The sequence below is a fragment of the Modestobacter sp. SYSU DS0511 genome, from assembly GCF_054050755.1.
The window spans coordinates 12,279-33,274 of the sequence record NZ_JBJGZY010000007.1 but is presented as its reverse complement, the minus strand read 5'-3'; the positions used below and the strand labels follow the sequence as shown (position 1 = coordinate 33,274).

The following is a 20,996-nucleotide window of genomic DNA, read 5'->3' as shown; positions in this document are numbered from 1 at the left end:
CCTCCTCGAGGTGGTATCTGCGGGGCTGCCTCCACGCTCGCCGCCGCCGAGATCACTCACGCCGGGAGAATCACCGGGATCACGCTTCCCGGACGCGTCCCCGGCGGTCGGTACGGTGCCGGTCGTGCTGACCGGACGGGCTGCCGAACGCGCGGCGATCGCTGCGCTGCTCGACGCCGCCCGCACCGGGACCGGTGGGGCGCTCGTGGTTCGCGGCGTGGCCGGGTCGGGCAAGTCGACGCTGCTGACCGACGCGGTCACCGCCGCCGCCGGCATGCGGGTGCTGCGCACTTCGGGGGTGGAGTCTGAGTCCCCGCTGGCGTTCGCCGCGCTGCAGCGGCTGCTGTGGCCGCTGCGCGGCGGCATCGAGGCGCTGCCGGCGCCACAGGCCACGGCGCTGCACGCGGCGCTGGGCGAAGCCGCCGGCGACGGCGACCGGTTCCTGGCCTTCCTCGGCACGCTGAGTCTGCTGGCCGACGCCGCCGAGCAGACCCCGGTGCTGGGCGTCGTCGACGACGCCCACTGGCTCGATGACGCCTCCGCCGCGGGGCTGCTGTTCACCGCCCGCCGGTTGCAGGACGAGCGCGTGGCGCTGCTGTTCGCCGCCCGCGACGGCGGCGCCCGCCGCTTCGACGCCCCCGACCTGCCTGCCGTCGTCCTCGGTGGCATGACCGGGTCCGACGCCGACGCGCTCCTGACTGGGCGCGCCGGGGTTGGCGTCGACCCGTCGGTCCGCGACCAGCTGGTGGCCGGAACCGGCGGCAATCCGCTGGCGCTGGTCGAGCTGGCCGGGGTCCTCACCGGCGAGCAGCTGGCCGGACGGGTGCCGTTGCCGAGCACGCTGCCGCTGACCGGCGGGGTCGAGCGGGCTTTCGGCGAGCGCTATCGCCGCCTCGACGAGCCAGCGCAGCGGTTCCTACTGGTCGCCGCGGCCGACGACACCGCCCGGCTGACCATCCTCCGCGACGCCGCGGACCGGCTCGACGCCGACGACGCGGCGCTGGACGCCGTCGAGCGGTCCGGGCTGCTGCGTGTCGACGGCGACACCGTCGCCCTCTACCACCCGCTGGTGCGCTCGGCGGTCTACCAGGCCGCGACCAGCGCCCAGCGGCGCGCCGCCCACCGCGCCCTCGCCGACGTCCTCACCGGCGACGCCGACCGGCGGGCCTGGCACCTGGCCGCCGCCGCCGACCGGCCCGACGAGACCGTCGTCACCGCCCTCGACGGGGTCGCCGAACGGGCCGGGGCACGGGGCGGGCACGAGGCGGCGGCCGCCGCCTGGGCCCGCGCTGCCGAACTCACCCCCGGCGGCGGCGACCGCGGCCGGCGGCTGTACCGGGCCGCGTCCTCGGCATGGCTCGGCGCGCACCCGTCCCGGGCAGCCGCGCTCGCGCAGGCCGCCGCGGCCGACATCAGCGAGCCGGTGCTACGCGCGCGGCTCCTCGTCCTGCAAGGGCAGATCGAGTGGAACACCCGCTCGCTGCACGACGGCTACGACCTCATCCTGCAGGCCGCCGAGGTCGCCGCCGGGGCCGACGACGCGCTGGCCCGGCAGCTGGCCATGCTGTGCGCGTCGCTGTCCGGATTCGGCGCCCGGTCGCCGCGGACGTTCGACCCGGTCGCGCTGGTACCCCAGCCCCCGCCGGACGCGCCGACCGCGGCGCGGGTGGCGTTCGACCTGATGCACGGGTTCCGCGCGCTCGGCCGCGGGGACTACGCCGCCGCCGGCGCGTCGTTCGGTCAGGCGTTCGCCCTGACCGACGCCGAGCCGCTCGAGGACGACCACGTCCTCCAGCCCAACCTCGCGATCGCCGCGTGGCTGATCGACGACGACGAGCGCAGCCTCCGACTGCACGCGAACCAGCTCACCGCCGCCCGCCGCGCCGGGGCGCTCAGCATGCTCGAGCACGCGCTGACCCGCGGCTTCTACGCGCAGATCGCGATGGGAGCGTGGGGCAGGGCGGCCGCCGCCGCGGACGAGGCACTACCGCTGACGGCCGGCACCGGGCACCCCGGCATGACGGCGCTGCCAATGGTGCAGCAGGCCCTCGTCGCCGCCCTGCGCGGAGACGCCGCCGACGACCGCCTGAACGAGGCCGCCGCGATCCGCGAGCGGCATCCAGTCGGCATCACCGACAGCCTCGTGGTCGACATGACGCACTGGGCTCGCGCCCTGCGCACCGCCGCCCAACCGGCCACTGCGGTGCACCACCTCACGCAGGTGTCCGGGCCGGCGCTGCGCCGCCTGGCCGCGCTCGACCTGTTCGACCTTGCCTTCCGCGCCGGGCGGCTCGACGTCCTGCGCGCCTGGCTGGAGGACGTGGTGGCCTTCGCCGAGGGCACCGGCACCCCGAGCGCGCTCGCGGCCGCCGAGCACGGCCGCGCGCTGCTGGCCGAGGGGCCCGACGCCGAAGCGCACTTCGAGGCGGCGCTGACCGCGCACGCGAAGTCGCCACGCTCACCCGATCGCGCCCGCACCGAACTGGCCTACGGCGAGTACCTGCGCCGAGCACGGCGGCGGGTCGACGCCCGCGAGCACCTGCGCACCGCCCTGACGCTGTTCGAGGAGCTGGGCGCCACCCCGTGGGCCGAGCGTGCCGCGCAGGAGCTGCGGGCCTCGGGCGAGACCGCCCGGCGCCGCGACGTCTCCACCGCCACCGACCTCACCGCGCAGGAACGCCAGGTGGCCGCCCTCGTCCGGCAGGGCCTGTCCAACCGCGACGTCGCCGCGCAGCTGTTCGTCAGCCCCCGCACCGTCGACTTCCACCTGCGCAACGTGTTCAGCAAGCTGGCCGTGACCTCCCGCGCCGAGCTGACCGCGCTGCCGCTCGAGCTCTGACGCAGGCCATCGCCGGGCGCCGCACCCGGCGACGGAACCTGGCTATTTCGCCGGCGAGAGGCCGGCGGCCCGCTCCTAGCGTCCGGTGTGGACCAAGCACCGACCCAGGAGGCCCCGATGACCGCCGCTCCCGCCGCTCCGGCTGCGATCGTCCGCCGCCCCGGCGTGCTTGGCGCGCTCACCCGCCGCTGGCCGGCCGCCCTCGGTGCCATCGCCGCCGTGAACGGCTTCGTGCTCGTCGCGCGGCTGCCCGCGTCCGCGCAGGCCTGGACCAGCGCCTGGTGCGTGCTGCTGGCGGCGGTCATCTATCTGACCTGGGGCACCGTCCGCGGCGACCTGACAGACCGGCGGCTGCTGACCGCGCAGACCGCGGCCGTGCTCGGCTTCGGCGCGGCCGCGCTCGCCGCGGTCGCCGTCGACCCGGCCGCGGCCCGCTACGTGCTCGCCGCCGGCTGGCTCGCCCACGCCGCCTGGGACGTCGCCCACCACCGCCTCGGCCGGGTCGTGCCCCGCTGGTACGCCGAGACATGCCTGGTCGCCGACCTCGTCCTCGCCGCCGCGCTGCTCACCGTCGGCCTCGTCTGAACGCCGGCGACTCGCCCGCCCACCCCTGCTCACCAGTCGCCCTGTCAGGAGATCCCATGCCCACGCCACCCTCCACCGCCGACGAGGTCCTCGACGTGCTCGTCATCGGCGCCGGCCAGGCCGGCCTCGCCCTCGGCCACCACCTCGCCGCCCGCGGCACCGACTTCCTGTTGGTCGACGCCGGCCCCGAGATCGGCTCCTCGTGGCGGAACCGCTGGGATTCGCTCCGGCTGTTCAGCCCCGCCCAGTACGACTCGCTGCCCGGCCTGCCGTTCCCCGCCCCCGCCGACACCCATCCCACCAAGGACGACGTAGCCGACTACCTGGCCACCTACGCCGCGCACTTCACCCTGCCGGTGCGGCTGAGCACCCCGGTGACTCGGCTGCACCGCGAAACCGACGGCACCTTCGCCGCCAGCACCCCGACCGGCACGCTGCGCGCGCGGCAGGTCGTGGTCGCCACCGGTCCGTTCCAGACCCCGCACATCCCCGCCCTCGCCGACCGGCTGGACCCGGGCGTGCCACAGCTGCACAGCGCCGGCTACCGGAACCCGACCCAGCTGCCCGGCGGCGGCCGGGTGCTCGTCGTCGGCGCCGCCAACTCCGGCCTGCAGATCGCCGCCGAGCTCGCCGCCACCCAACCGGTCACTGTCGCCGTCGGCACCCGGCCGACCGAGCTGCCCCAGCGGATCGCCGCCCGCGACCTGTTCTTCTGGCTGACGAAGTCCGGGTTCTTCACCGTGCCCGCGCACACCCGCATCGCCCGACGGCTACGCGCCCGCGGCGACGTCGTCATCGGCACCCGCAGCCGCACCCTCCGCCGCCGCGGCATCGACTTCCGCCCGCGGCTGACCGACCTCGCCGGCCGCACCGCCACCTTCGCCGACGGCAGCACCGCCACGGTCGACGCCATCGTGTGGGCCACCGGCTACCGGCCCGACCACTCCTGGCTGCACGTCCCCGGCGTCATCGTCGACGGCGCCGTCCGTCACGCCGGCGGGATCACTGCCGTGCCCGGCCTGTACTTCCTCGGCCTGCCCTGGCAGACCTGCCGCGGCTCGGCGCTGCTCGGCTTCGTCGGCGCCGACGCCGCCACCCTCTCCGACCGCCTGGCTGCCGACGCCAGCCAGACGCAGCCCTCGCCGGCGATCCCGGCGGTTCCCCCGGCGTGACACGGCCGCCGCGTTCCTAGCGTCGCCCGCAGCACAGCCGTCCATCCCGCCGCCGGTCCGCCGAGGAGGAACCGATGTCCACCACGACGCTGCTACCGCCGACCGTGCCAGCCACCCCCGCACCGAGCACCACCGATGCCACGGTGGTCCGGTTCCTTACCGGCTGGGTCGCCACGATGCTGCCGCTGCTGGTCGCCGTGATCGCCCTGGAACTCGGCTGGTCGCTGTTCGGTGCGACGACCTGGCCGGTCGCCGGTGCCCTCGTGGGCGGCTGGACGCTGGTCGCGGCCGGCTGGCTGCGCCGCCGGGGCTGGCCGGACGGCGCCGTGCTCGTCGCACTGGGAGCTCCGGCGGCCGTGCTGGCCGGACCGGCCGCGCTGGGCTGGCTGTCTTCGGCCGGGCTCGTGCTGTGGGGGCCGGTGAGCACCGTGCTGGTCGTGGCGCTGGTCATGGCCGCACAACCGCCGGCTCCGGACGCCCCACCCGCGGCCGAGCCTCCGACCCGCGACTGACCACCCCGACCGTTCCAGCATCCGAGGAGCTCCCGATGAGCGCCCACACCACCCGCCCCACCGTCGGCCTGCTCGCCGGGCTGCTGGCCGCGGCGGCCGGAGAGGTCACCGCCACCGCTACCCTCCGCGGCCGCTCTCCGTCCTCCGGCCTGGCCCGGGGGCTGGTCGACGCCGTACCGGCGATGCTGGTCGACGGCGGCGTCGCCCTCGTCGGCCGCGCGGACAAGCCCGGCCTGGCCGTCCTCGCGGCCGGCACCAGCGGCCTGCTCGCCGCCGCCGGCGGCACCCTGGCCCGCCGACGGCCGCTGCTCGGCGCCGCCATGGCGGCTGCGCCGCACGCGCTCGGCGGCTACCTCGCCGTGCGCCGCGGCGACGCATCCGCGCGGGACACCGCCATCGCCACGGCCGCCGGCATGCTCACCGCCGCGACCGCCGTCGCCCCGATGCCGGTGCGCCCGCCGGCGGTGGTCGCCGCCGCCGCCGCAGTCACGGTCGTGGCCGCCGGCCGGCGGTCCCGACGCCGCGCCGCCGCCGCGCTGCGCGACCGGGTGCCGGTGCCCGCCCCTGCCCAGCCGCTGCCGCCGGTGCCCGTCGCCGACGCCGCACCGCACCCCGGTGTTGCCCCGCTGCTGGCCCAACCCGGCGAGCTGGTCGTCATCGACGTGACCCTGCCGGAGCCGCGCACCGACCTCGGCGCCTGGCGACTCCAGGTGGACGGCGAGGTGAAACAGCCGGTGTCGCTCACCCTGCCCGAGGTGCTCGCGCTGCCGCTGGAGGAGCGCGACCTTCTGATGGTCTGCGTGCACAACCCGGTCGGCGGCACCCGGATGGGCTGCGCTCGGTGGACCGGCATCGGCCTGGCCGACCTACTCGAGCGGGCCGGCGTCCACGACGACGACGGCTGGCTGGTCGCCGAGGCCGTCGACGGCTACACCAACGTCCTGCCGCTGGACGTCGCCCGCTCCCACGGCTTCCTCGCCGTCGGCATGGCTGGCCAGCCGCTGCCTCGCGAGCACGGCAGCCCGGCCCGGCTGCTCGTGTCCGGCCGGCACGGGCAGGACGGCAACCTCAAGTGGCTGCGGCGTCTCAGGATCACCACCACCCCGCCGCTGTCGTACTGGGGCTCCCGCGGCTGGACTGACGGCACCTACCCGGTGCACCCGGCCGCCCGCATCGACACGCCCGGCGCGCACGACCACGTCCAGCCCGGCGAGGTCTCCGTCCGCGGCTACGCCTGGGCACCACCCCTCGGCGTCGACCGGGTCCAGCTGCAGATCGACCAGGGTCCGTGGACCGAGGCCGACCTCGGCGTCGACCTCGGACCGGACGCGTGGCGGCCCTGGACGGCCACGTGGTCGGCCACCCCTGGTGAGCACCGGCTGCGGGTCCGCTGCCGCACCACCACCGGCGAGTGGCAGGAGGGAACCACCGCCACGCCGTTCCCCCATGGCGTGCGCGGCATCCACGCCGTCACCGTCCACGTCGGCGGCAGTCCCGCCGGGCCAGCGCTGCGCCGGCTGGTCGCCCTGGGCGTCACCCGTGCGAGCTGGGCGGTCCGGAGTGTCGCCGCATGGCGTCATCCAGAGCCCGGCGGTCCAGCCGCAGCCCGGCCCGCCGATCCAGGCACCTGACCACACGCACCGCCACCTCCCCAGACCAGTCGCTTCGGCTGTTCTGCTCCGCTCACACGAGGTGTCCCGACCAGCGGCTGTCCCTGGCCGCACAGCAACTCTGCGTCGGGACGCGGGGTGAGTGCGGTAGGGCCGCTCTGCGGCACCATCTCCGTGTGCCGACCCTCCGCCTCACCCAGGACGACGCCGCCGACGACCTGCTCGGACGCGACCCGCTCGCGCTCCTCCTCGGGATGCTCCTGGACCAGCAGTTCCCGATGGAGCGCGCGTTCGCCGGCCCCCGCCTCCTGGCCGACCGGCTCGGGGTGGAGACCCTCGACGCCACGGCGATCGCCTCCGCCGACCCGGAGCACCTGGCGCAGGCGTTCCAGGGGCCGCCCGCGGTGCACCGGTACCCGGGCTCGATGGCGGCTCGCGCCCAGGCGCTGTGCCAGCTGCTGGTCGACCGCTACGACGGTCGGGCCGAGCGGCTGTGGGCCGACGCCCCGGACGGCGCGACGCTGCTCCGGCGGGTCGGGGAGCTGCCGGGCTTCGGCGCCCAGAAGGCGAAGATCTTCGTCGCGCTCCTCGGCAAGCAGTACGGCGTCACGCCGCCGGGCTGGCGGGAGGCGGCGGGGGAGTACGGCGCGGAGGGTTCGCGCCGCTCGGTCGCCGACATCACCGACCCGGCCTCGCTGGCCGAGGTGCGCGCCCACAAGCAGTCGGTGAAGCAGGCCGCCAAGGAGGCGAAGGCCGCCCGGGGCTGACCGGCCGGGCTCGTGCTCCGCCACCTGCATGGCGCGCGATCGGGTGGCACGATGGGCGGGTGAGGAGCCGGGGGCTCCGGGGGCCGGTCGTTCCACCCAGCGCGACCCACAGCCGACCACCGCCGCCCTTCCCCCGGCCCGGTCCAGGAAGGGCGTCCGTGGCCTCCAGCCAGCCGACCAGCCGACAGCAGCGCAGTGAGCCGCTGCTCATCACCGAGGCTGCACCCAGCCTCTCCGAACAGCACGACGCCCGCGTGCGGCGCTACCTCATCACGATGGGCATCCGCTGCCTCAGCGTCATCGCCGCAGCGGTCAGCTACCAGTACTCGCTGTGGCTGATGATCGGTTTCGCGGTCCTCGGCACGATCCTGCCGTGGATCGCGGTGGTCATGGCCAACGACCGCCCGCCGAAGAAGAAGCTCGACCCGAACCGCTACCGGCCCTCCCCGCCGGACCGGATCCTGGAGTCCGGCAGCAGCAAGGCCCACGTCATCGACATGTGAGCCGGCGGGCTCCGGGTCCGGCCACCACCACGGCGGCCCGGTCTCCGGGCGCCCCCGGCCACGTGCCCGGCGGCCAGCACCCCGGCGGGCGGGGGCGTCGTCCACCTCCGGGGGAGAGGACCGGCGGAGATCCGGTGCGGCGTGGGGCGGCCTGTCATCATGGTGGCGCCCCGTGACGGCCGGATCCCGGCCCGAACCCGAGAACTGAGGGAGCAGCCCATGAGCAGCGCCGACATCCTCGAGCGCCCGGACGTCCGCGACGCCGACACCGGCAACGCCAACGAGGTCTTCCACTACGTGAAGAAGAACCAGATCGCCGAGAGCGCGGTCATGGGCACCATGGTCGAGGCGCTGTGCGGCGAGGTCTTCCCGGTGACGAAGAGCCCGAAGCCGGGCAGCCCGGTCTGCCCGGCCTGCCAGGAGGTCTACAACCAGCTGAAGAAGTGAAGGCCCCCCGTCCTCCTCACCGCTCGCGAGCTCGGGGTGAGCCTCTGGACGGGGCCGGGCACGGGGCCGATCAGCGCAGGCCGAGCTTGTGGGCCTCCAGCTCGATCTTGGCGGCACGACGGCGCTGCCGGCGGTCCTCGTGGCGCTTGCGCGGCGCCGGCCAGCGGGACTCGACCGTGGCGTTGAGCTCAGCGCCCAGCAGCATGGAGAAGCCCAGCAGGAAGCAGTACAGCAGCGCCGCGATCGGCGCCGCCAGCGCCCCGTAGGGCAGTGCCGTGGTGAGGATGTCGGCCACGTAGCCGCGGAGCACCACCGCCGCGGCGATGAAGAAGCCGACGGCGAACAGCCCGCCGGGCAGGTGCCGGTGCCAGGGGATCCGTCGGGGCAGGATCACGTGGTAGAAGCTCGTGAGCGCCAGGACCAGCCCGATCACCACGACCGGCCAGTACACGGCGTCGACGAGCAGTGTGGCGGTGTCCTGCCAGTCGGTCGGCAGCAGGGCCACCAGGGTCCCGCGCCCGAGCACCAGCAGCGGCAGCGTCAGCACGGCGATGACCAGGCCGATGACGAACAGCCACAGGGCCATGAGGCGGGTCCGGATGGGGCCCCGGACGTCCCGCTGGTCGTAGGCGATGACGATCGTGTTCATGAACGTCGCCGTGGCGGAGGAGCCGGCCCACAGCGAGACCAGGAAGCCCAGGCTCACGACGTCCAGCCGCCCCGAGTTGAGGATGTCGTTGAGCGTCGGCTGGACCAGGTCGGCCACGACACCCTCGGTGAGCGCCTCCGCGGACGCGGCGACCAGTTCGGCCTCGATCTGCTCGACCGCGTCGGTGCCGATCCACGAGCTGAGGTAGCCCAGCGACCCGAGCAGCCCGATGAGCAGCGGGGGGACCGACAGGATCTGCCAGAACGCGGCCTCGGCGGACAGCCCGAGGATGCGGTCCTGCCAGGCCTTGGCCAGCGTCCGACCGAGCACGTGCAGCGGCACCCGGATCGGGGCCGGCCAGCCGGCCACGCGGGTGCGCCACCCGCGGGTGGCACCCGCGGGTGCCGGATCCACCGGGTTCCGGTCCGGGGTCGGCTGCTCCACGGAGGAGTGCGGAACAGCGGCGGCCACCCGCTCAGTGTGCACGGCTCCCCGTCGCCGCGTGCCCGGTCCACCGGACCGGCCACCTCTGCGCGGGGGAGGAGGCGTCAGCCGCCCGGCGTCGCCGTCGGCGTGCCGGGAGCGGCCGTCTCGCCCGCTGCCGTCTCGCCCGCAGCGGTCTCGCCCGCTGCCGGCTCGGCCGGCGGCGGGACGCACCGGATGACCGCCTCGGCGGCGTAGCGGGTCTCGAAGGCCTCCCGCCGGAGCTCGGCGCCGGTGTTCAGGTCCTGGAACACCCGGGTCACGGTGATGTCGAAGCCGGTCGAGCCGGACTGCGGGGTGCAGTTGCCGTCATCGATCTTCTCCTGCACCGCCGGGGCCCGGAGGTTGCGGCGTTCGCTGCTGATCGACTCGATGTCGTAACGCTTGGTGCCCCAGAAGGTCACCGTGATCGACCCGGGCACCCACTCGGTCTGCACGTAGATGCCGGTGTCGGTGTCGTTGCGCCACTTGAGGTCGATCTGCCCCTCGTACACCGTCGCCTCCCGGCCGGCGGGGTAGCGGCTGATGTAGAAGCTGTGCGGCTTGTGGTAGACGTCCTCGAGGCCGGCGAAGAAGACGGCGTTGAACATCGTGGTGGCGAACTGGCTGATCCCGCCACCGACCGCCTGGGAGATCTCGCCGCCGCTGATCACCGCGGCCGGTACGTACCCCTGCGCCGTGCCGCGGGGGCCGGTGTAGCCGTTCAGGCTGAACGTCTCCCCGGGGCGCACCAGCGCGCCGTCCACCTCGGCGGCGACCACGCGGATGTTGGTGCCGCTGGCCGCGCTGGTGAAGTTCGTGGTGAAGGAGCTGACCTCCTCCTTGATGCCCAGCGCCTCCGCCTGCTCGGTGGTGAACGCCGCCGGCACCGGGCCCAGGACGGCGGTGACCTCGCGGGGAGCCGGCTGGGCGAGCACCGGCATCAGCTGCTCGGCCAGGTCGGCGGGGTTGATGCCCTCGCCGTCGACCGACGGGACGACGGCGATCGAGCCACCGGTCACCTCGAAGCGGGCGTCCTGCGCGGGGGAACCGAAGACGGCGAACTGCTCGCCCATCTGCGCCTGCAGCGCATCCGGGTCGATGGCGACGTCGAGGGTGCCGTCCTCCTGTGGGGTGAAGGTCAGCGACGCGGCGATCGCCGGTACCGGGACCTCCGCGGAGTCGGCACCGTCGGCGCCCACGACCCGCACCGGGGCCGACAGGGCGGGGGTGACCGTCTCCTCCAGCACCCGCTCGGCCTCGCTGACGGGCACCGTCGCCGGGTCGACGTCGACGGGCAGCTCGATGACCTGGCTCGGATCGCCTCCACTGGCCAGGGCGTCGGTGATCGCCTCGGCGGCGCCCTCGCGGTCCAGGCGGCGTCCGTCCTCGGCCTGGACCACCTGGGCTTCGGTGCCCTCGATGGCCACGGTCGCCTCGATCGGAGGCTGGTCGACGGTGGCGGCCAGCTGGTCGACCTGGGCGGTGAGCGCGGTCTCGTCGCCGGTGAGCACCGGGGTGACGGTGCGGTCGGCGAACAGCGAGGTCAGCCGTGTCCAGGGGTTGAGCGGCTGGTCGTCGGCGGCGTCCACGGTGGCCGGCACGTCGAGGGTGATCCCGGCGGCCGGGGGGTGCACGACGCCCTCGACGTCACCGGCGCGCACTGGGTGGTCGGCGGCCACGCGGGGCGCCAGCTCGTCCTCCAGCCGGATCGAGGCAGCCGCCGGGTCCAGCCCACCGAGGTCCACGCCGCCGACCACGGTGTTCCGGGGCACGTCGCCCGAGGAGACCGCGAGGTCGATGCCGTAGGCGGCGCCGAGCACGACGACCGCTGCCGCCGGGGCCAGCACGGCGGTCCGTCGCCACCAGGGGCGGCCGGCGCCGGCGCCGGCGTCGTCGGCGGGCGGGCCGTCGGGGCCGTCGCTGTCGGGGTCATCGGAGCCATCGGGGCCATCGGGGCCATCGGCGTGCCCGGCCGTGGGGGCCGCGGCGGCGGTGGTGTCGCCGTCGTCCCGGGTCCCCGGGTCGGCCGGCAGCAGCGCCGTGGACTCCTCGGGGGTGGGGTGGGACGGGCCGGTGCCGTCGGCCGGGCCGGGGGCGTCACCGGCGGCGGTGGCCTCCGGGGCGGGCACCTCGACCGGCCGGGTGGCCGACCAGGAGGCGGTCTCGCCGGTCGGCTGCGCCGCCACGACATCGTCCGGTGCTGCAGCGCGGTCCGGTGCTGCGCCGGCGTCGGAGCCGGCGGGGTCCGTGGTCCCGGAGGCCTCCGTGGGCCTCGTGGGCTCGGCGGCCTCCGGAGCGCGGGGCGGGGAGACGGCGGCCGGTGGCGGGGTGGGGCGGCCGCTGCTCACCGTGCCGTCCGGGTGCAGTCGCACGGTGTCGCTGTCTCGGGCGGGGTCCTGCGGCATGACACGTACTCCTGCTCGATCGGGACGGCCGGGCCGTCCCGGGGACGACGAAGCCGCCGGCCCCCCGTCCGCGCGAGGCGGGGGCGGGGAGTCGGCGGCTTCGTCGAGTGAGGGCTTCATCGCTGGCGCGACGATAGAGGCCCTCCTCAGTTGCTGAGGCGCGCCTCGCCGTCGGTGTCGATGATGTCGACGGCGATGTCGCGGAGCTTGCTGTCGTACTCACGGGCGTGGTGCCCGCAGAACACGAGGTCGCTGCCGTTGCCGAGGACCACGCGCACCTTGGCCAGAGCCCCACAGCGGTCGCAGTGGAAGGGAACGACGAGGTCGTCGGTCGGCGGGGTCGTCGTCAGCGTCTGGGTCATCTGGCTCATCACTCGCTCTCTACCGCACGGACCCGCGGCTGCGGATCGGCCTCCTGCACAGCGCCAGGATGGCCCCTCGTGTTCCCGATCCACACTCCGATGTGCACGGACTCGCCGAATGAGATGAGTACGTGACCGACGGGGTGCGGTGGTGCTGGTGATCGGGTCAGCAGGGGACGTCACTGGTTTCGGAACTCGGTCCGGGTGGTTCACGTGCTGGTCGTGCTGCGCCGGCTCACGCCGACGGTGGGTCCGCTGCTGTTCTGATGGGGCCCACGCTACGCCGTCTACCCGGTCCGTGCCGCCGTACACCGAGCCGTCACCCGTCAGAGGCGCTCGGATCGCCCGCGAGACGCACACCGGAGCGGCCCGGCGGGTGTCCACCCGGTGTCCGGCTAGGGTCGTGCGCGTGGCGCTGTCCGACGAGGCGGATCCGATGGCCGGCATGGTCGAGGCCGGGCCCGGCGGCCGGGCCGAGGGCATGACCGAGGTGGTCACCGGGGGTCTGCGGCCGCAGGCGCTGCTGCTGGCGTTCTTCGCCGAGCACGTCCTGGACCGGGGTCTGCTCGTGGCGACCGGGAGCCTGCTGGAGGTGCTGGAGCGGGCCGGGGTGTCCGAGCACGCGACGCGCTCGACGCTGAGCCGGATGGCCCGCGGTGACCTGCTCACCCGGGTACGGCGAGGACGGCAGGTCTACCTGGGGCTGACCCGTCGCTCCCAGGAGGTGCTGCGCGACGGCGGCCGGCGGGTGTGGCACTCCGGCGTGGTGAACGAGAACTGGGACGGCACGTGGGTGCTGCTCGGCTTCTCGCTGCCCGAGTCCTGGCAGCGCCAGCGGCACGAGCTGCGCTCGCAGCTGGCGTGGGCCGGGTTCGCCCCGCTGCAGGGCGGGCTCTGGGTGGCGCCGTCCGGGGTCGACCTGACGGCCGTGGGCCAGGACCCGGCGGTCGCCCCGCTCATCCGGGTCTTCGCCGCCAGTGCGCTGCCACCGACCGACGTCGACGCCATGGTGCGCGACGCCTGGGACCTGGCGGCGATCGCGGGCCGGTACACCGGCTTCCTCGAGCGCTGGGAGCTGCCGGAGCACCGGCCGCGGCTGCCGGGGCTGGCCCAGCAGCTCACCCTCGACGCGGACTGGCTGCAGGTGATCCGCCGGGACCCGCGGCTGCCGGCCCGGCACCTGCCGCCGGGTTGGCCGGCGGCCCGGGCGCAGCAGGTGTTCCGGTCGCTGCACGCGGAGTTCGACGCGGAGGCCCGTTCGGTCGCCGACGCCGTCCTGGACACGATCCCCGAGGAGGAGGGCGGCGCCTGAGGCCGCCGTCCCCGGGCCGGGACGCAGCAGGGCCCCCGAGCGGATCGCCCGGGGGCCCTGCGCGGCCAGTCATTGCCGGCCACTCTTGATGGCTCCTCTCCAGGGGCCCGCGCCGAGCGTGCGAGGCGTGGGGTGGAGAGGGGTCCTTCCTCAGTCCAGGTAGTCGCGCAGCACCTGCGACCGGCTCGGGTGCCGGAGCTTCGACATCGTCTTGGACTCGATCTGCCGGATCCGCTCGCGGGTGACCCCGTAGACCTGGCCGATCTCGTCGAGGGTGCGCGGCTGGCCGTCGGTGAGGCCGAAGCGCAGCCGGACCACACCGGCCTCCCGCTCCGACAGGGTCTGCAGCACGCTGGTCAGCTGGTCCTGCATGAGGGTGAAGCTGACCGCGTCGACCGCGACGACCGCCTCGGAGTCCTCGATGAAGTCACCGAGCTGGCTGTCGCCCTCGTCGCCGATGGTCTGGTCGAGGCTGATCGGCTCCCGGGCGTACTGCTGGATCTCCAGCACCTTGTCCGGGGTGATGTCCATCTCCTTGGCCAGCTCCTCCGGGGTGGGCTCGCGGCCCAGGTCCTGGAGCAGCTCGCGCTGGATGCGGCCGAGCTTGTTGATGACCTCGACCATGTGCACCGGGATGCGGATGGTGCGGGCCTGGTCGGCCATGGCGCGGGTGATGGCCTGGCGGATCCACCAGGTGGCGTAGGTGGAGAACTTGTAGCCCTTGGTGTAGTCGAACTTCTCGACCGCGCGGATCAGGCCCAGGTTGCCCTCCTGGATCAGGTCCAGGAACGCCATGCCGCGGCCGGTGTAGCGCTTGGCCAGGGAGACCACCAGGCGGAGGTTGGCCTCCAGCAGATGGTTCTTGGCGCGCTCGCCGTCGCGGACGATCCAGTTGAGGTCGCGGCGCATCTGCGGGGAGAGCTTCTGGCCCTCCTCCTCGACCTGGCGCAGCCGCTCGGCCCCGTAGAGACCGGCCTCGATCCGCTTGGCGAGGTCGACCTCCTCCTCGGCGGTGAGCAGGGCGACCTTGCCGATCTGCTTGAGGTAGGCGCGGACGGAGTCGGCCGACGCGGTGAGCTCGGCGTCCTTGCGCGCCTGGCGCAGCGCCTCGGACTCCTCCTCGTCGTCCCACTCGAAGTCGGTGCCGCCCTCGGCCTCCTTCTCCTCGGGCTCGGCGACCGCGACACCGTCCTTGCCGGTGACGACGGTCTCGTCGAGCTTGAGGCCCTCCGCGCCGGCGTCGACGACGGCGACGGCCGCGCCGTCGGACGCGACGGCCGTGAGCACGGTGCCCTCACCGCTGCCGGGGGAGGGGGTGATGGTCGGCTTGCGCGCCGGGGCCTTCTTCGCCGTGGTCGTGCCGGCGGCCTTCTTGGCCGGGGCCTTCTTCGCGGCGGCCACGGTGGCGGTGGACTGCGACGTGGCGCTGGAGCGCGCGGCGACCGTCCTCGGGCGGCTCACGGCGGCTGCTTCCGGACCCTGCTGATCGGCGGGCACTCAGGTTCCTTCCCGTACTGCGGTGCGTTCCTCGAGGACCGTGTGGCCCGCGGGCAGCGGCCCCGACGCCGGCCCAGCGGCAGGTCCCGACGGCGGATCGCCCGGTGTTTGGCCGGGTGATCGACAGGGGATGACCTGCTGGCTGGGGCAGCGGCGGTGATGGGGCTCCTCCATTGTAGCGACGCCCCGGCGCCGGTCCACCGGTTCTCACCGCGAAGAGGCGCCGCCACCAGCGCCGTCCCCCCGCTGGGGGAGGCGCCCGGCCCCGGTGGGGTCACCTCCGGCGTCCGGCCGGCCTCACTGCCCGATGTGCTCCTCCGCGGCGAGCGCCGCGCCCACGATGCCGGCGTCGTTCAGCAGCTGGGCGGGGACCACCCGCGTGCGGGTGGACAGCAGCGGCACCCACTTGTCGGACTTCTTGCTGACCCCGCCGCCGACGATGATCAGGTCGGGCCAGAGGCTCAGCTCCAGCACGTCCAGGTACCGGTCGACCCGCTTGGCCCACTCCGGGTAGCTCAGGCCCTCCCGCTCCCGGGCGGAGGCGGAGGCGCGCTTCTCGCCGTCCTCCCCGTCGACCTCGATGTGCCCGAACTCGGTGTTGGGCACCAGCCGTCCGTCGATGAAGAGCGCGCTGCCGATGCCGGTGCCGAAGGTGAGCATGAGCACCAGGCCGCGCTCGCCCCGGCCCGCGCCGTAGGCCATCTCGGCGATCCCGGCGGCGTCGGCGTCGTTGAGCGTCTGCACGGTGCCGGGGATCTGGGCCTCCAGCTCCGCGGCCAGGTTCGTGCCGATCCAGCTCTTGTCCATGTTCGCGGCGGTGTAGGCCTCGCCGTGCTTCATCACCCCGGGATAGGTGACGCCGATGCGCCCCTCCCAGTCGAAGCGACCGACGATCTCGCCGACGACCTCGCAGACGGCCCCGGGCAGCGACGGCTGCGGCGTCGGGATCCGCACCCGCTCACCGACCAGCTCGCCCTTGTCCAGGTCGACCACGCAACCCTTGATGCCGCTGCCACCGATGTCCACTCCGAAGCCCTGCACGGGGGGAGGCTAACGACCGCCCGGGGTGACGGCACAGGGGTCGGGCACGCGGGTCGGGCAGGATCCCTCTCCGTGATGACCTCCGGCACCAGCGCGTCCCCGTCCGGCACCAGCGCGTCCGCCTCCGGCGCCGGCGCGCCCGACCTCCGCACCGAGCTGCTCGAGCTGGCCCGCGCCACGGCCGAGGAGGCCGCAGCCCTGGTCGGGGCCGGCCGGAGCACCGCGGCCGACCAGGTGGACACCAAGTCCAGCCCGGTCGACGTCGTCACCGCCGTGGACACCGCCAGCGAGGCGCTGATCGTCCGACGGCTCACCGAGGCCCGGCCCGACGACGGCGTGCTGGGGGAGGAGGGGGCGGCCCGCGAGGGCACGAGTGGAGTCCGGTGGGTGGTCGACCCGATCGACGGCACCGTGAACTTCCTCTACGGGCTGCCGGCCTACGCCGTCTCCATCGCCGCCGAGGTCGACGGGCGGACCGAGGTGGGGGTGGTGCTCAACGTGTCCACCGGGGAGCTGTTCACCGCGGTGCGCGGGCGGGGTGCGTGGTTGACCGCCCCGGGTGCCGCCGCCGTCCAGCTGCACGGCAGCCGGCCGGCCTCGCTGGACCGCGCACTGGTGGCCACCGGGTTCGGTTACCGCGTCGAGCAGCGGCGCGCCCAGGGCGCCGTCGTGGCCGAGCTGCTGCCCGAGGTGCGGGACATCCGCCGGGTCGGCTGCGCCTCGCTGGACCTGTGCGCGGCAGCCGCCGGGCGGGTCGACGCCTACTACGAGCTGGACCTCAAGCCGTGGGACCACGCTGCCGGGGCGCTGGTGGCGGCGGAGGCGGGCCTGGTGGTCACCGGGACCGGCGGGCGGCCGTTCGCCGAGCCGATGGCGGTGGCGGCGGCCCCGCAGGTCGCCGGGGAGCTGGTGGAGCTGCTGGAACGGCTGCACGCGGGGCGCTGACGAAGGGGCCCCGTGCCCCACCGCGAGTCCGCGGCGGGGGCCTGACCGGACGGGGCGTCCGGACGTGCGGCGGGACGGTGCCGCCCGGCGTCAGCAGGTGGGGTCGGCGTCGGCTGCGGGGGCCAGGGCCGCCGTGACCTGCTCGGGGCTGGCGAGCCCGTTGAAGTCCGGGCCGAGCACCACGTCGACCCGGGCGTCGGCCCGGGTGTCGGGCCGGTCGGTCACGCCGGGTACGTGGACCTCCACGAACCTGGCGGCCTCCCGGCCGCGGGAGCCGAACCGCAGCTCACCGACCCCGGTGACCTCTGCGCCGCTGGCGTCGTTGGCGACCTCGTCGACGACGAAGCCACGGGCGGCGAGCGCGCCGGACACCTCACCGGCCAACCCGCCCCGGTCGGTGGCGTTGAGCACCCGAAGCGTCACCGTGGCCGGGTCGAGGGACGGCGGGGCCTCCTCGGCCCGGCTGCAGGCGGCCGCCTCGGCCCGGTCCCGGGCCCGCTCGTCCCCGAGCACGTTCCACCAGACGCCGAGCGCGGCGAGGGCGAGCACCAGCAGGAAGACGAGCGCCGGCAGGGGCCTGCGCCCCCGGGTGCCGGGGGGACGCTGCGTGCTGTCATCTCCCGGCTCGCTCACGGCCCGTGACTCTAGTGGCGCGTGGGATCGTCAGAGCGCACCGTCGGCCAGCGCGGCGCGTCCCCGCTCCACGCAGGGGCCGATCTTCTCCGCGAAACCCGTGGTGTCCTTGCCGGCCATCGCGCCGGCGCGCGAGCGCGCCACCACGCCGGCGACGATCGCGGCGAACTTGAACCAGGCGAAGCCGACGTACCAGGACAGGTCGGTCAGATCGGCGCCGGTGCGGGCGGCGTACCGCTGCGCCAGCTCCCGGCGGGTGGGGAACCCGGGCAGGGTCGTCACCGGCGAGATGGTCAGCCCCGTGTCCTCCCCGGCCTGCGGCCAGTAGACGAAGAGCATGCCCAGGTCGGTGAGCGGGTCGCCCAGGGTCGACATCTCCCAGTCCAGCACCGCCCGCACCCGGCCCGGCTCGACCGGGTCGAGCAGGCAGTTGTCCAGCCGGTAGTCGCCGTGGGTGATGCCGGATCGTCGGCTCGCCGGCACGCGGGCGGCCAGTTCGGCGGCGAGGGCGTCCAGGGCCGGGCGGTCGGTGTCCCGGGTGGCCTCCCACTGCGTGGTCCAGCGGCGCACCTGCCGCTGCAGGAACCCCTCCGGCCGGCCGAAGTCGGCCAGCCCCACGGCGGCCGGGTCGACCGCGTGCAGGTCGGCCAGCACGTCGACCAGGCCCTCGGCCACCGCCCGGCGCCGGTCGGGCTCGTCGGCGTAGCCGGGCGGCAGGTCCGTGGCCACGTGGACGCCGACCACCCGCTCCATCACGTAGAACGGCGCACCCAGGACGGCGGGGTCGGTCTCCAGGTGGACGGTCCGGGGCACCGGCACCGGGGTGCCGGCCAGCGCGGAGATCACCCGGTGCTCCCGCGCCATGTCGTGCGCGGTCGCCAGGACGGCGCCCGTGGGGGGCCGGCGCAGCACGAGTGCGTCGTCGGCCGAGCCGCCCTCGGGGGTGATGACGTACGTGAGGTTGGACATGCCCGCAGTGATCAGTTCCACCCGCACCGAACGCCACGCGTCGTCCCCGAGCACCCGGGCCAGATGAGGCCCGAGGACGGTCGGATCGACACCCACCGGAGTCGCCATCGGCGCAGGGTAGCCTCTGGCGCTCCCCGTGCTGGGCGGCCGCCCGGCGGTCGTTCCGTGCGCCCGATGTGTCGCCCTCGCCGGGGCGGGCACAAACCGGGGCCGGACCACGTTGGGGGGCCTGCCGGAGTGCTGGCGTCCCACCCCGTGGGCCCCGGCCGGCGACCGGCACCCGGCCGCTCCGGCGACCGGGACCACCGGCCGGCGGCGTCACGGCGCCGCCGGCGACGAACGGGCAGCACGCCCGCGATGAACAGAGAGAAGGGGCACCCCATGGCCACCGACTACGACGCCCCCCGCCGCAACGAGGCCGACGAGCTCGGGGAGGACTCCCTCGAGGAGCTCAAGGCCCGCCGCGCGGAGGCGCAGTCGTCCTCGGTCGACGTCGACGAGACCGACTTCAACGAGAACCTCGAGCTCCCCGGTGCCGACCTCTCCAACGAGGAGCTCACGGTCCGGGTGCTGCCCAAGCAGGAGGACGAGTTCACCTGCTCCCGCTGCTTCCTCGTGCAGCACCGCAGCCGGCTGGTCTCCAGCCGTGGCGACCAGCTGTTCTGCCGCGACTGCTCCTGAGGAACGCCCCCCCGCCACTCGTACGCTCGGGGCGGGGCCCGGCAGCGGGGCCGTTCCAGCACCTCACCTGGGGGGACGACGATGAGCGAGTCCGGTCACCGGAACGGCGCGCCGCGGGACGTCCCGCCGACCCGCCCCGTCGGCGCCACCGAGGAGCCGCTGGTCGGCGAGGTCGTCGGCCCCGGGCTCGGCGCGGCGGCCCGGGCACTGGCCGACGCGGTCGCCGGACTGCTGGGCCGGGAGGCGGCCCCGTCGTCCTCCTCGCCGGGGCAGGACCGGGCCGGCGCGGGTGCCGCGGGCCGGGTCCTGTCGGACGTGGCCGCGGCCATCGCCGGCGCCGCCCGATCGGCCCGGGGCGGGGACGACCGCGCTGCCGGCAGCGGCCGGTCGCGCGGGGCCACGGCTCCGGGCGGGCTGCTGGGCGACCTGCTCGACGCCGCCGCCCCCCGGTTGCCGATCCGGGACCGGGCGCGGCTGCGCGCCGCCCACCCCGGCGCCACCGACGAGGAGATCGCCGAGGCGCTGGTCGCCCGGGCGGCCCGCCTGACCGGGGCCGTCGGCGCGGCCACGGGTGGGCTGGCGGCGGCCCAGTGGTTCGCCCCGCCGACGATGCTCGCCGTGCCGCTGGAGCTCGGCGCGCAGACGGCGCTCACCGCCGCCGTCGAGGTGGTCCTGGTCGGCGAGCTGCACGAGCTCGCCGGCCGGCCGGCCGCCGGTGACGCCCGCGGGCGCGCCTCGGCCTACCTGGCCAGCTGGAGCACCCAGCGCGCCGTCGGCACGACCTCCTCCGGCGGCCTGTTCGGGATGATCGGCTCGGCCGGGGCGGCCGCGCTGCGCCGCCAGCTCACCCGCCGGTTGGCCCGCAGCACCACGTCCCTGGCGCCGTTGCTGGTCGGCGCCACCCTCGCTGCGCGGGGCAACCGGAAGGCGACCACCGTGCTCGCCGAGCGGGTGCGCGCGGACCTGCGGACGCCGCTGCCCCCGCCCCGGTCCTGAGCCGCGCCACGCGGCTAGCCTCGCGGCGTGTCCGCACTCCCTCCCGGCCGTCCGGCTCCGGCCGCCGACGCCGTCGACGTCCCGGTGCTCCTCACCTCCGCCGATGCGGTGGCGCCGGCCTACGCCCTCCCGGGTGACGCGGGCGCCGACCTCTGCCTGGCCGAAGACATCGAGCTCGCCCCGCACCAGCGGGCGCTCGTCGGCACCGGGGTGGCGGTGGCCATCCCGGCCGGGTACGCCGGGTTCGTGCACCCGCGCTCCGGACTCGCCCACCGGCTGGGCCTGAGCCTGGTCAACGCCCCCGGCACGATCGACGCCGGGTACCGCGGCGAGATCAAGGTGAACCTCGTGAACCTCGATCCCGGCGCCACGCTCCGGCTCTCCCGCGGTGACCGGGTCGCCCAGCTGGTCGTGCAGCCGGTGGTGCGGGCCAGGTTCGTGCCGGTGACCGAGCTGCCGGACAGCGAGCGCGGCAGCGGCGGCCACGGCTCCACCGGCGGCGCCACAGCACTGGTCGCAGACGACACAGCACTGGTCGCAGACGACACGGCGCTGGCCGCAGACGACACGGCGCTGGCCGCAGACCCCACGGAAGGACGGCCCTGA

At 75.3% G+C, this 20,996-nt stretch carries 20 protein-coding genes; 13 read left to right on the top strand and 7 right to left on the bottom strand.

What is annotated here, in order from left to right; all coding sequences use genetic code 11:
* Positions 1 to 124: 124 nt before the first annotated feature.
* From ACI783_RS05340 to ACI783_RS05305, 8 genes are all read left to right on the top strand, one after another.
* Positions 125 to 2,839 (top strand): AAA family ATPase, encoded by a 2,715-nt coding sequence (locus tag ACI783_RS05340; protein ID WP_457139472.1) that lies wholly within the window; start codon positions 125 to 127, stop codon positions 2,837 to 2,839.
* A 117-nt stretch (positions 2,840 to 2,956) separates the two neighbouring features.
* Entirely contained in the window at positions 2,957 to 3,424 is a 468-nt protein-coding gene (locus tag ACI783_RS05335) for a hypothetical protein (RefSeq protein WP_457139471.1), read from the top strand.
* A gap of 56 nt (positions 3,425 to 3,480) precedes the next feature.
* Positions 3,481 to 4,596: a flavin-containing monooxygenase gene (locus ACI783_RS05330; RefSeq protein ID WP_457139470.1), complete on the top strand. Its 1,116-nt coding sequence runs from the start codon at positions 3,481 to 3,483 to the stop codon at positions 4,594 to 4,596.
* Between the two features lie 74 nt (positions 4,597 to 4,670).
* The gene (locus ACI783_RS05325) at positions 4,671 to 5,108 is read left to right on the top strand and encodes a hypothetical protein (RefSeq protein ID WP_457139469.1); all 438 of its coding nucleotides are present in this window, start codon (positions 4,671 to 4,673) and stop codon (positions 5,106 to 5,108) included.
* A 35-nt stretch (positions 5,109 to 5,143) separates the two neighbouring features.
* Positions 5,144 to 6,739 carry a molybdopterin-dependent oxidoreductase gene (locus tag ACI783_RS05320; RefSeq protein WP_457139468.1) on the top strand — a complete coding sequence of 532 codons (1,596 nt, stop codon included), beginning with the start codon at positions 5,144 to 5,146 and terminating at the stop codon, positions 6,737 to 6,739.
* 155 nt (positions 6,740 to 6,894) lie between these two features.
* The gene (locus ACI783_RS05315) at positions 6,895 to 7,485 is read left to right on the top strand and encodes an HhH-GPD-type base excision DNA repair protein (RefSeq protein WP_457139467.1); all 591 of its coding nucleotides are present in this window, start codon (positions 6,895 to 6,897) and stop codon (positions 7,483 to 7,485) included.
* Positions 7,486 to 7,643: 158 nt separating this feature from the next.
* The gene (locus ACI783_RS05310; RefSeq protein ID WP_457139466.1) at positions 7,644 to 7,988 is read left to right on the top strand and encodes a DUF3099 domain-containing protein; all 345 of its coding nucleotides are present in this window, start codon (positions 7,644 to 7,646) and stop codon (positions 7,986 to 7,988) included.
* 219 nt (positions 7,989 to 8,207) lie between these two features.
* Complete coding sequence (locus ACI783_RS05305) at positions 8,208 to 8,435, top strand: DUF3039 domain-containing protein (RefSeq protein ID WP_457075486.1); 228 nt, start codon at positions 8,208 to 8,210, stop codon at positions 8,433 to 8,435.
* A gap of 70 nt (positions 8,436 to 8,505) precedes the next feature.
* On the opposite strand, the gene ACI783_RS05300 is transcribed toward ACI783_RS05305, so the two are convergent.
* From ACI783_RS05300 to ACI783_RS05290, 3 genes are all read right to left on the bottom strand, one after another.
* Positions 8,506 to 9,555: a YihY/virulence factor BrkB family protein gene (locus ACI783_RS05300; protein ID WP_457139465.1), complete on the bottom strand. Its 1,050-nt coding sequence runs from the start codon at positions 9,553 to 9,555 to the stop codon at positions 8,506 to 8,508.
* A 77-nt stretch (positions 9,556 to 9,632) separates the two neighbouring features.
* Entirely contained in the window at positions 9,633 to 11,735 is a 2,103-nt protein-coding gene (locus ACI783_RS05295) for a VanW family protein (protein WP_457139464.1), read from the bottom strand.
* A 365-nt stretch (positions 11,736 to 12,100) separates the two neighbouring features.
* A complete protein-coding gene (locus ACI783_RS05290) occupies positions 12,101 to 12,325 on the bottom strand; it encodes a DUF7455 domain-containing protein (protein ID WP_457080732.1) in 225 nt (74 codons plus the stop codon).
* A gap of 400 nt (positions 12,326 to 12,725) precedes the next feature.
* Here ACI783_RS05290 and ACI783_RS05285 point away from each other — a divergent pair, with 400 nt between their 5' ends.
* Positions 12,726 to 13,628 carry a PaaX family transcriptional regulator gene (locus ACI783_RS05285; protein ID WP_457139463.1) on the top strand — a complete coding sequence of 301 codons (903 nt, stop codon included), beginning with the start codon at positions 12,726 to 12,728 and terminating at the stop codon, positions 13,626 to 13,628.
* Between the two features lie 150 nt (positions 13,629 to 13,778).
* On the opposite strand, the gene ACI783_RS05280 is transcribed toward ACI783_RS05285, so the two are convergent.
* Complete coding sequence (locus ACI783_RS05280; protein ID WP_457139462.1) at positions 13,779 to 15,089, bottom strand: RNA polymerase sigma factor; 1,311 nt, start codon at positions 15,087 to 15,089, stop codon at positions 13,779 to 13,781.
* A gap of 333 nt (positions 15,090 to 15,422) precedes the next feature.
* Positions 15,423 to 16,166 carry a polyphosphate--glucose phosphotransferase gene (gene ppgK, locus ACI783_RS05275; protein WP_457139461.1) on the bottom strand — a complete coding sequence of 248 codons (744 nt, stop codon included), beginning with the start codon at positions 16,164 to 16,166 and terminating at the stop codon, positions 15,423 to 15,425.
* Between the two features lie 75 nt (positions 16,167 to 16,241).
* Here ppgK and ACI783_RS05270 point away from each other — a divergent pair, with 75 nt between their 5' ends.
* Positions 16,242 to 17,111 carry an inositol monophosphatase family protein gene (locus ACI783_RS05270; RefSeq protein WP_457139550.1) on the top strand — a complete coding sequence of 290 codons (870 nt, stop codon included), beginning with the start codon at positions 16,242 to 16,244 and terminating at the stop codon, positions 17,109 to 17,111.
* A 90-nt stretch (positions 17,112 to 17,201) separates the two neighbouring features.
* Here the strand turns inward: ACI783_RS05270 and ACI783_RS05265 are convergent, their stop codons facing one another.
* Positions 17,202 to 17,744, bottom strand: coding sequence for a LytR C-terminal domain-containing protein (locus ACI783_RS05265; protein ID WP_457139460.1), 543 nt, complete (start codon positions 17,742 to 17,744; stop codon positions 17,202 to 17,204).
* A gap of 30 nt (positions 17,745 to 17,774) precedes the next feature.
* Positions 17,775 to 18,821 carry a phosphotransferase family protein gene (locus ACI783_RS05260; RefSeq protein ID WP_457139459.1) on the bottom strand — a complete coding sequence of 349 codons (1,047 nt, stop codon included), beginning with the start codon at positions 18,819 to 18,821 and terminating at the stop codon, positions 17,775 to 17,777.
* 273 nt (positions 18,822 to 19,094) lie between these two features.
* Here ACI783_RS05260 and ACI783_RS05255 point away from each other — a divergent pair, with 273 nt between their 5' ends.
* The 3 genes from ACI783_RS05255 (at position 19,095) to dut (ending at position 20,996) form a co-directional block, all read left to right on the top strand.
* Entirely contained in the window at positions 19,095 to 19,394 is a 300-nt protein-coding gene (locus ACI783_RS05255) for a DUF4193 domain-containing protein (protein ID WP_457080747.1), read from the top strand.
* Between the two features lie 81 nt (positions 19,395 to 19,475).
* Positions 19,476 to 20,390 carry a hypothetical protein gene (locus tag ACI783_RS05250; RefSeq protein ID WP_457139458.1) on the top strand — a complete coding sequence of 305 codons (915 nt, stop codon included), beginning with the start codon at positions 19,476 to 19,478 and terminating at the stop codon, positions 20,388 to 20,390.
* 27 nt (positions 20,391 to 20,417) lie between these two features.
* Complete coding sequence (gene dut / locus ACI783_RS05245; RefSeq protein ID WP_457139457.1) at positions 20,418 to 20,996, top strand: dUTP diphosphatase; 579 nt, start codon at positions 20,418 to 20,420, stop codon at positions 20,994 to 20,996.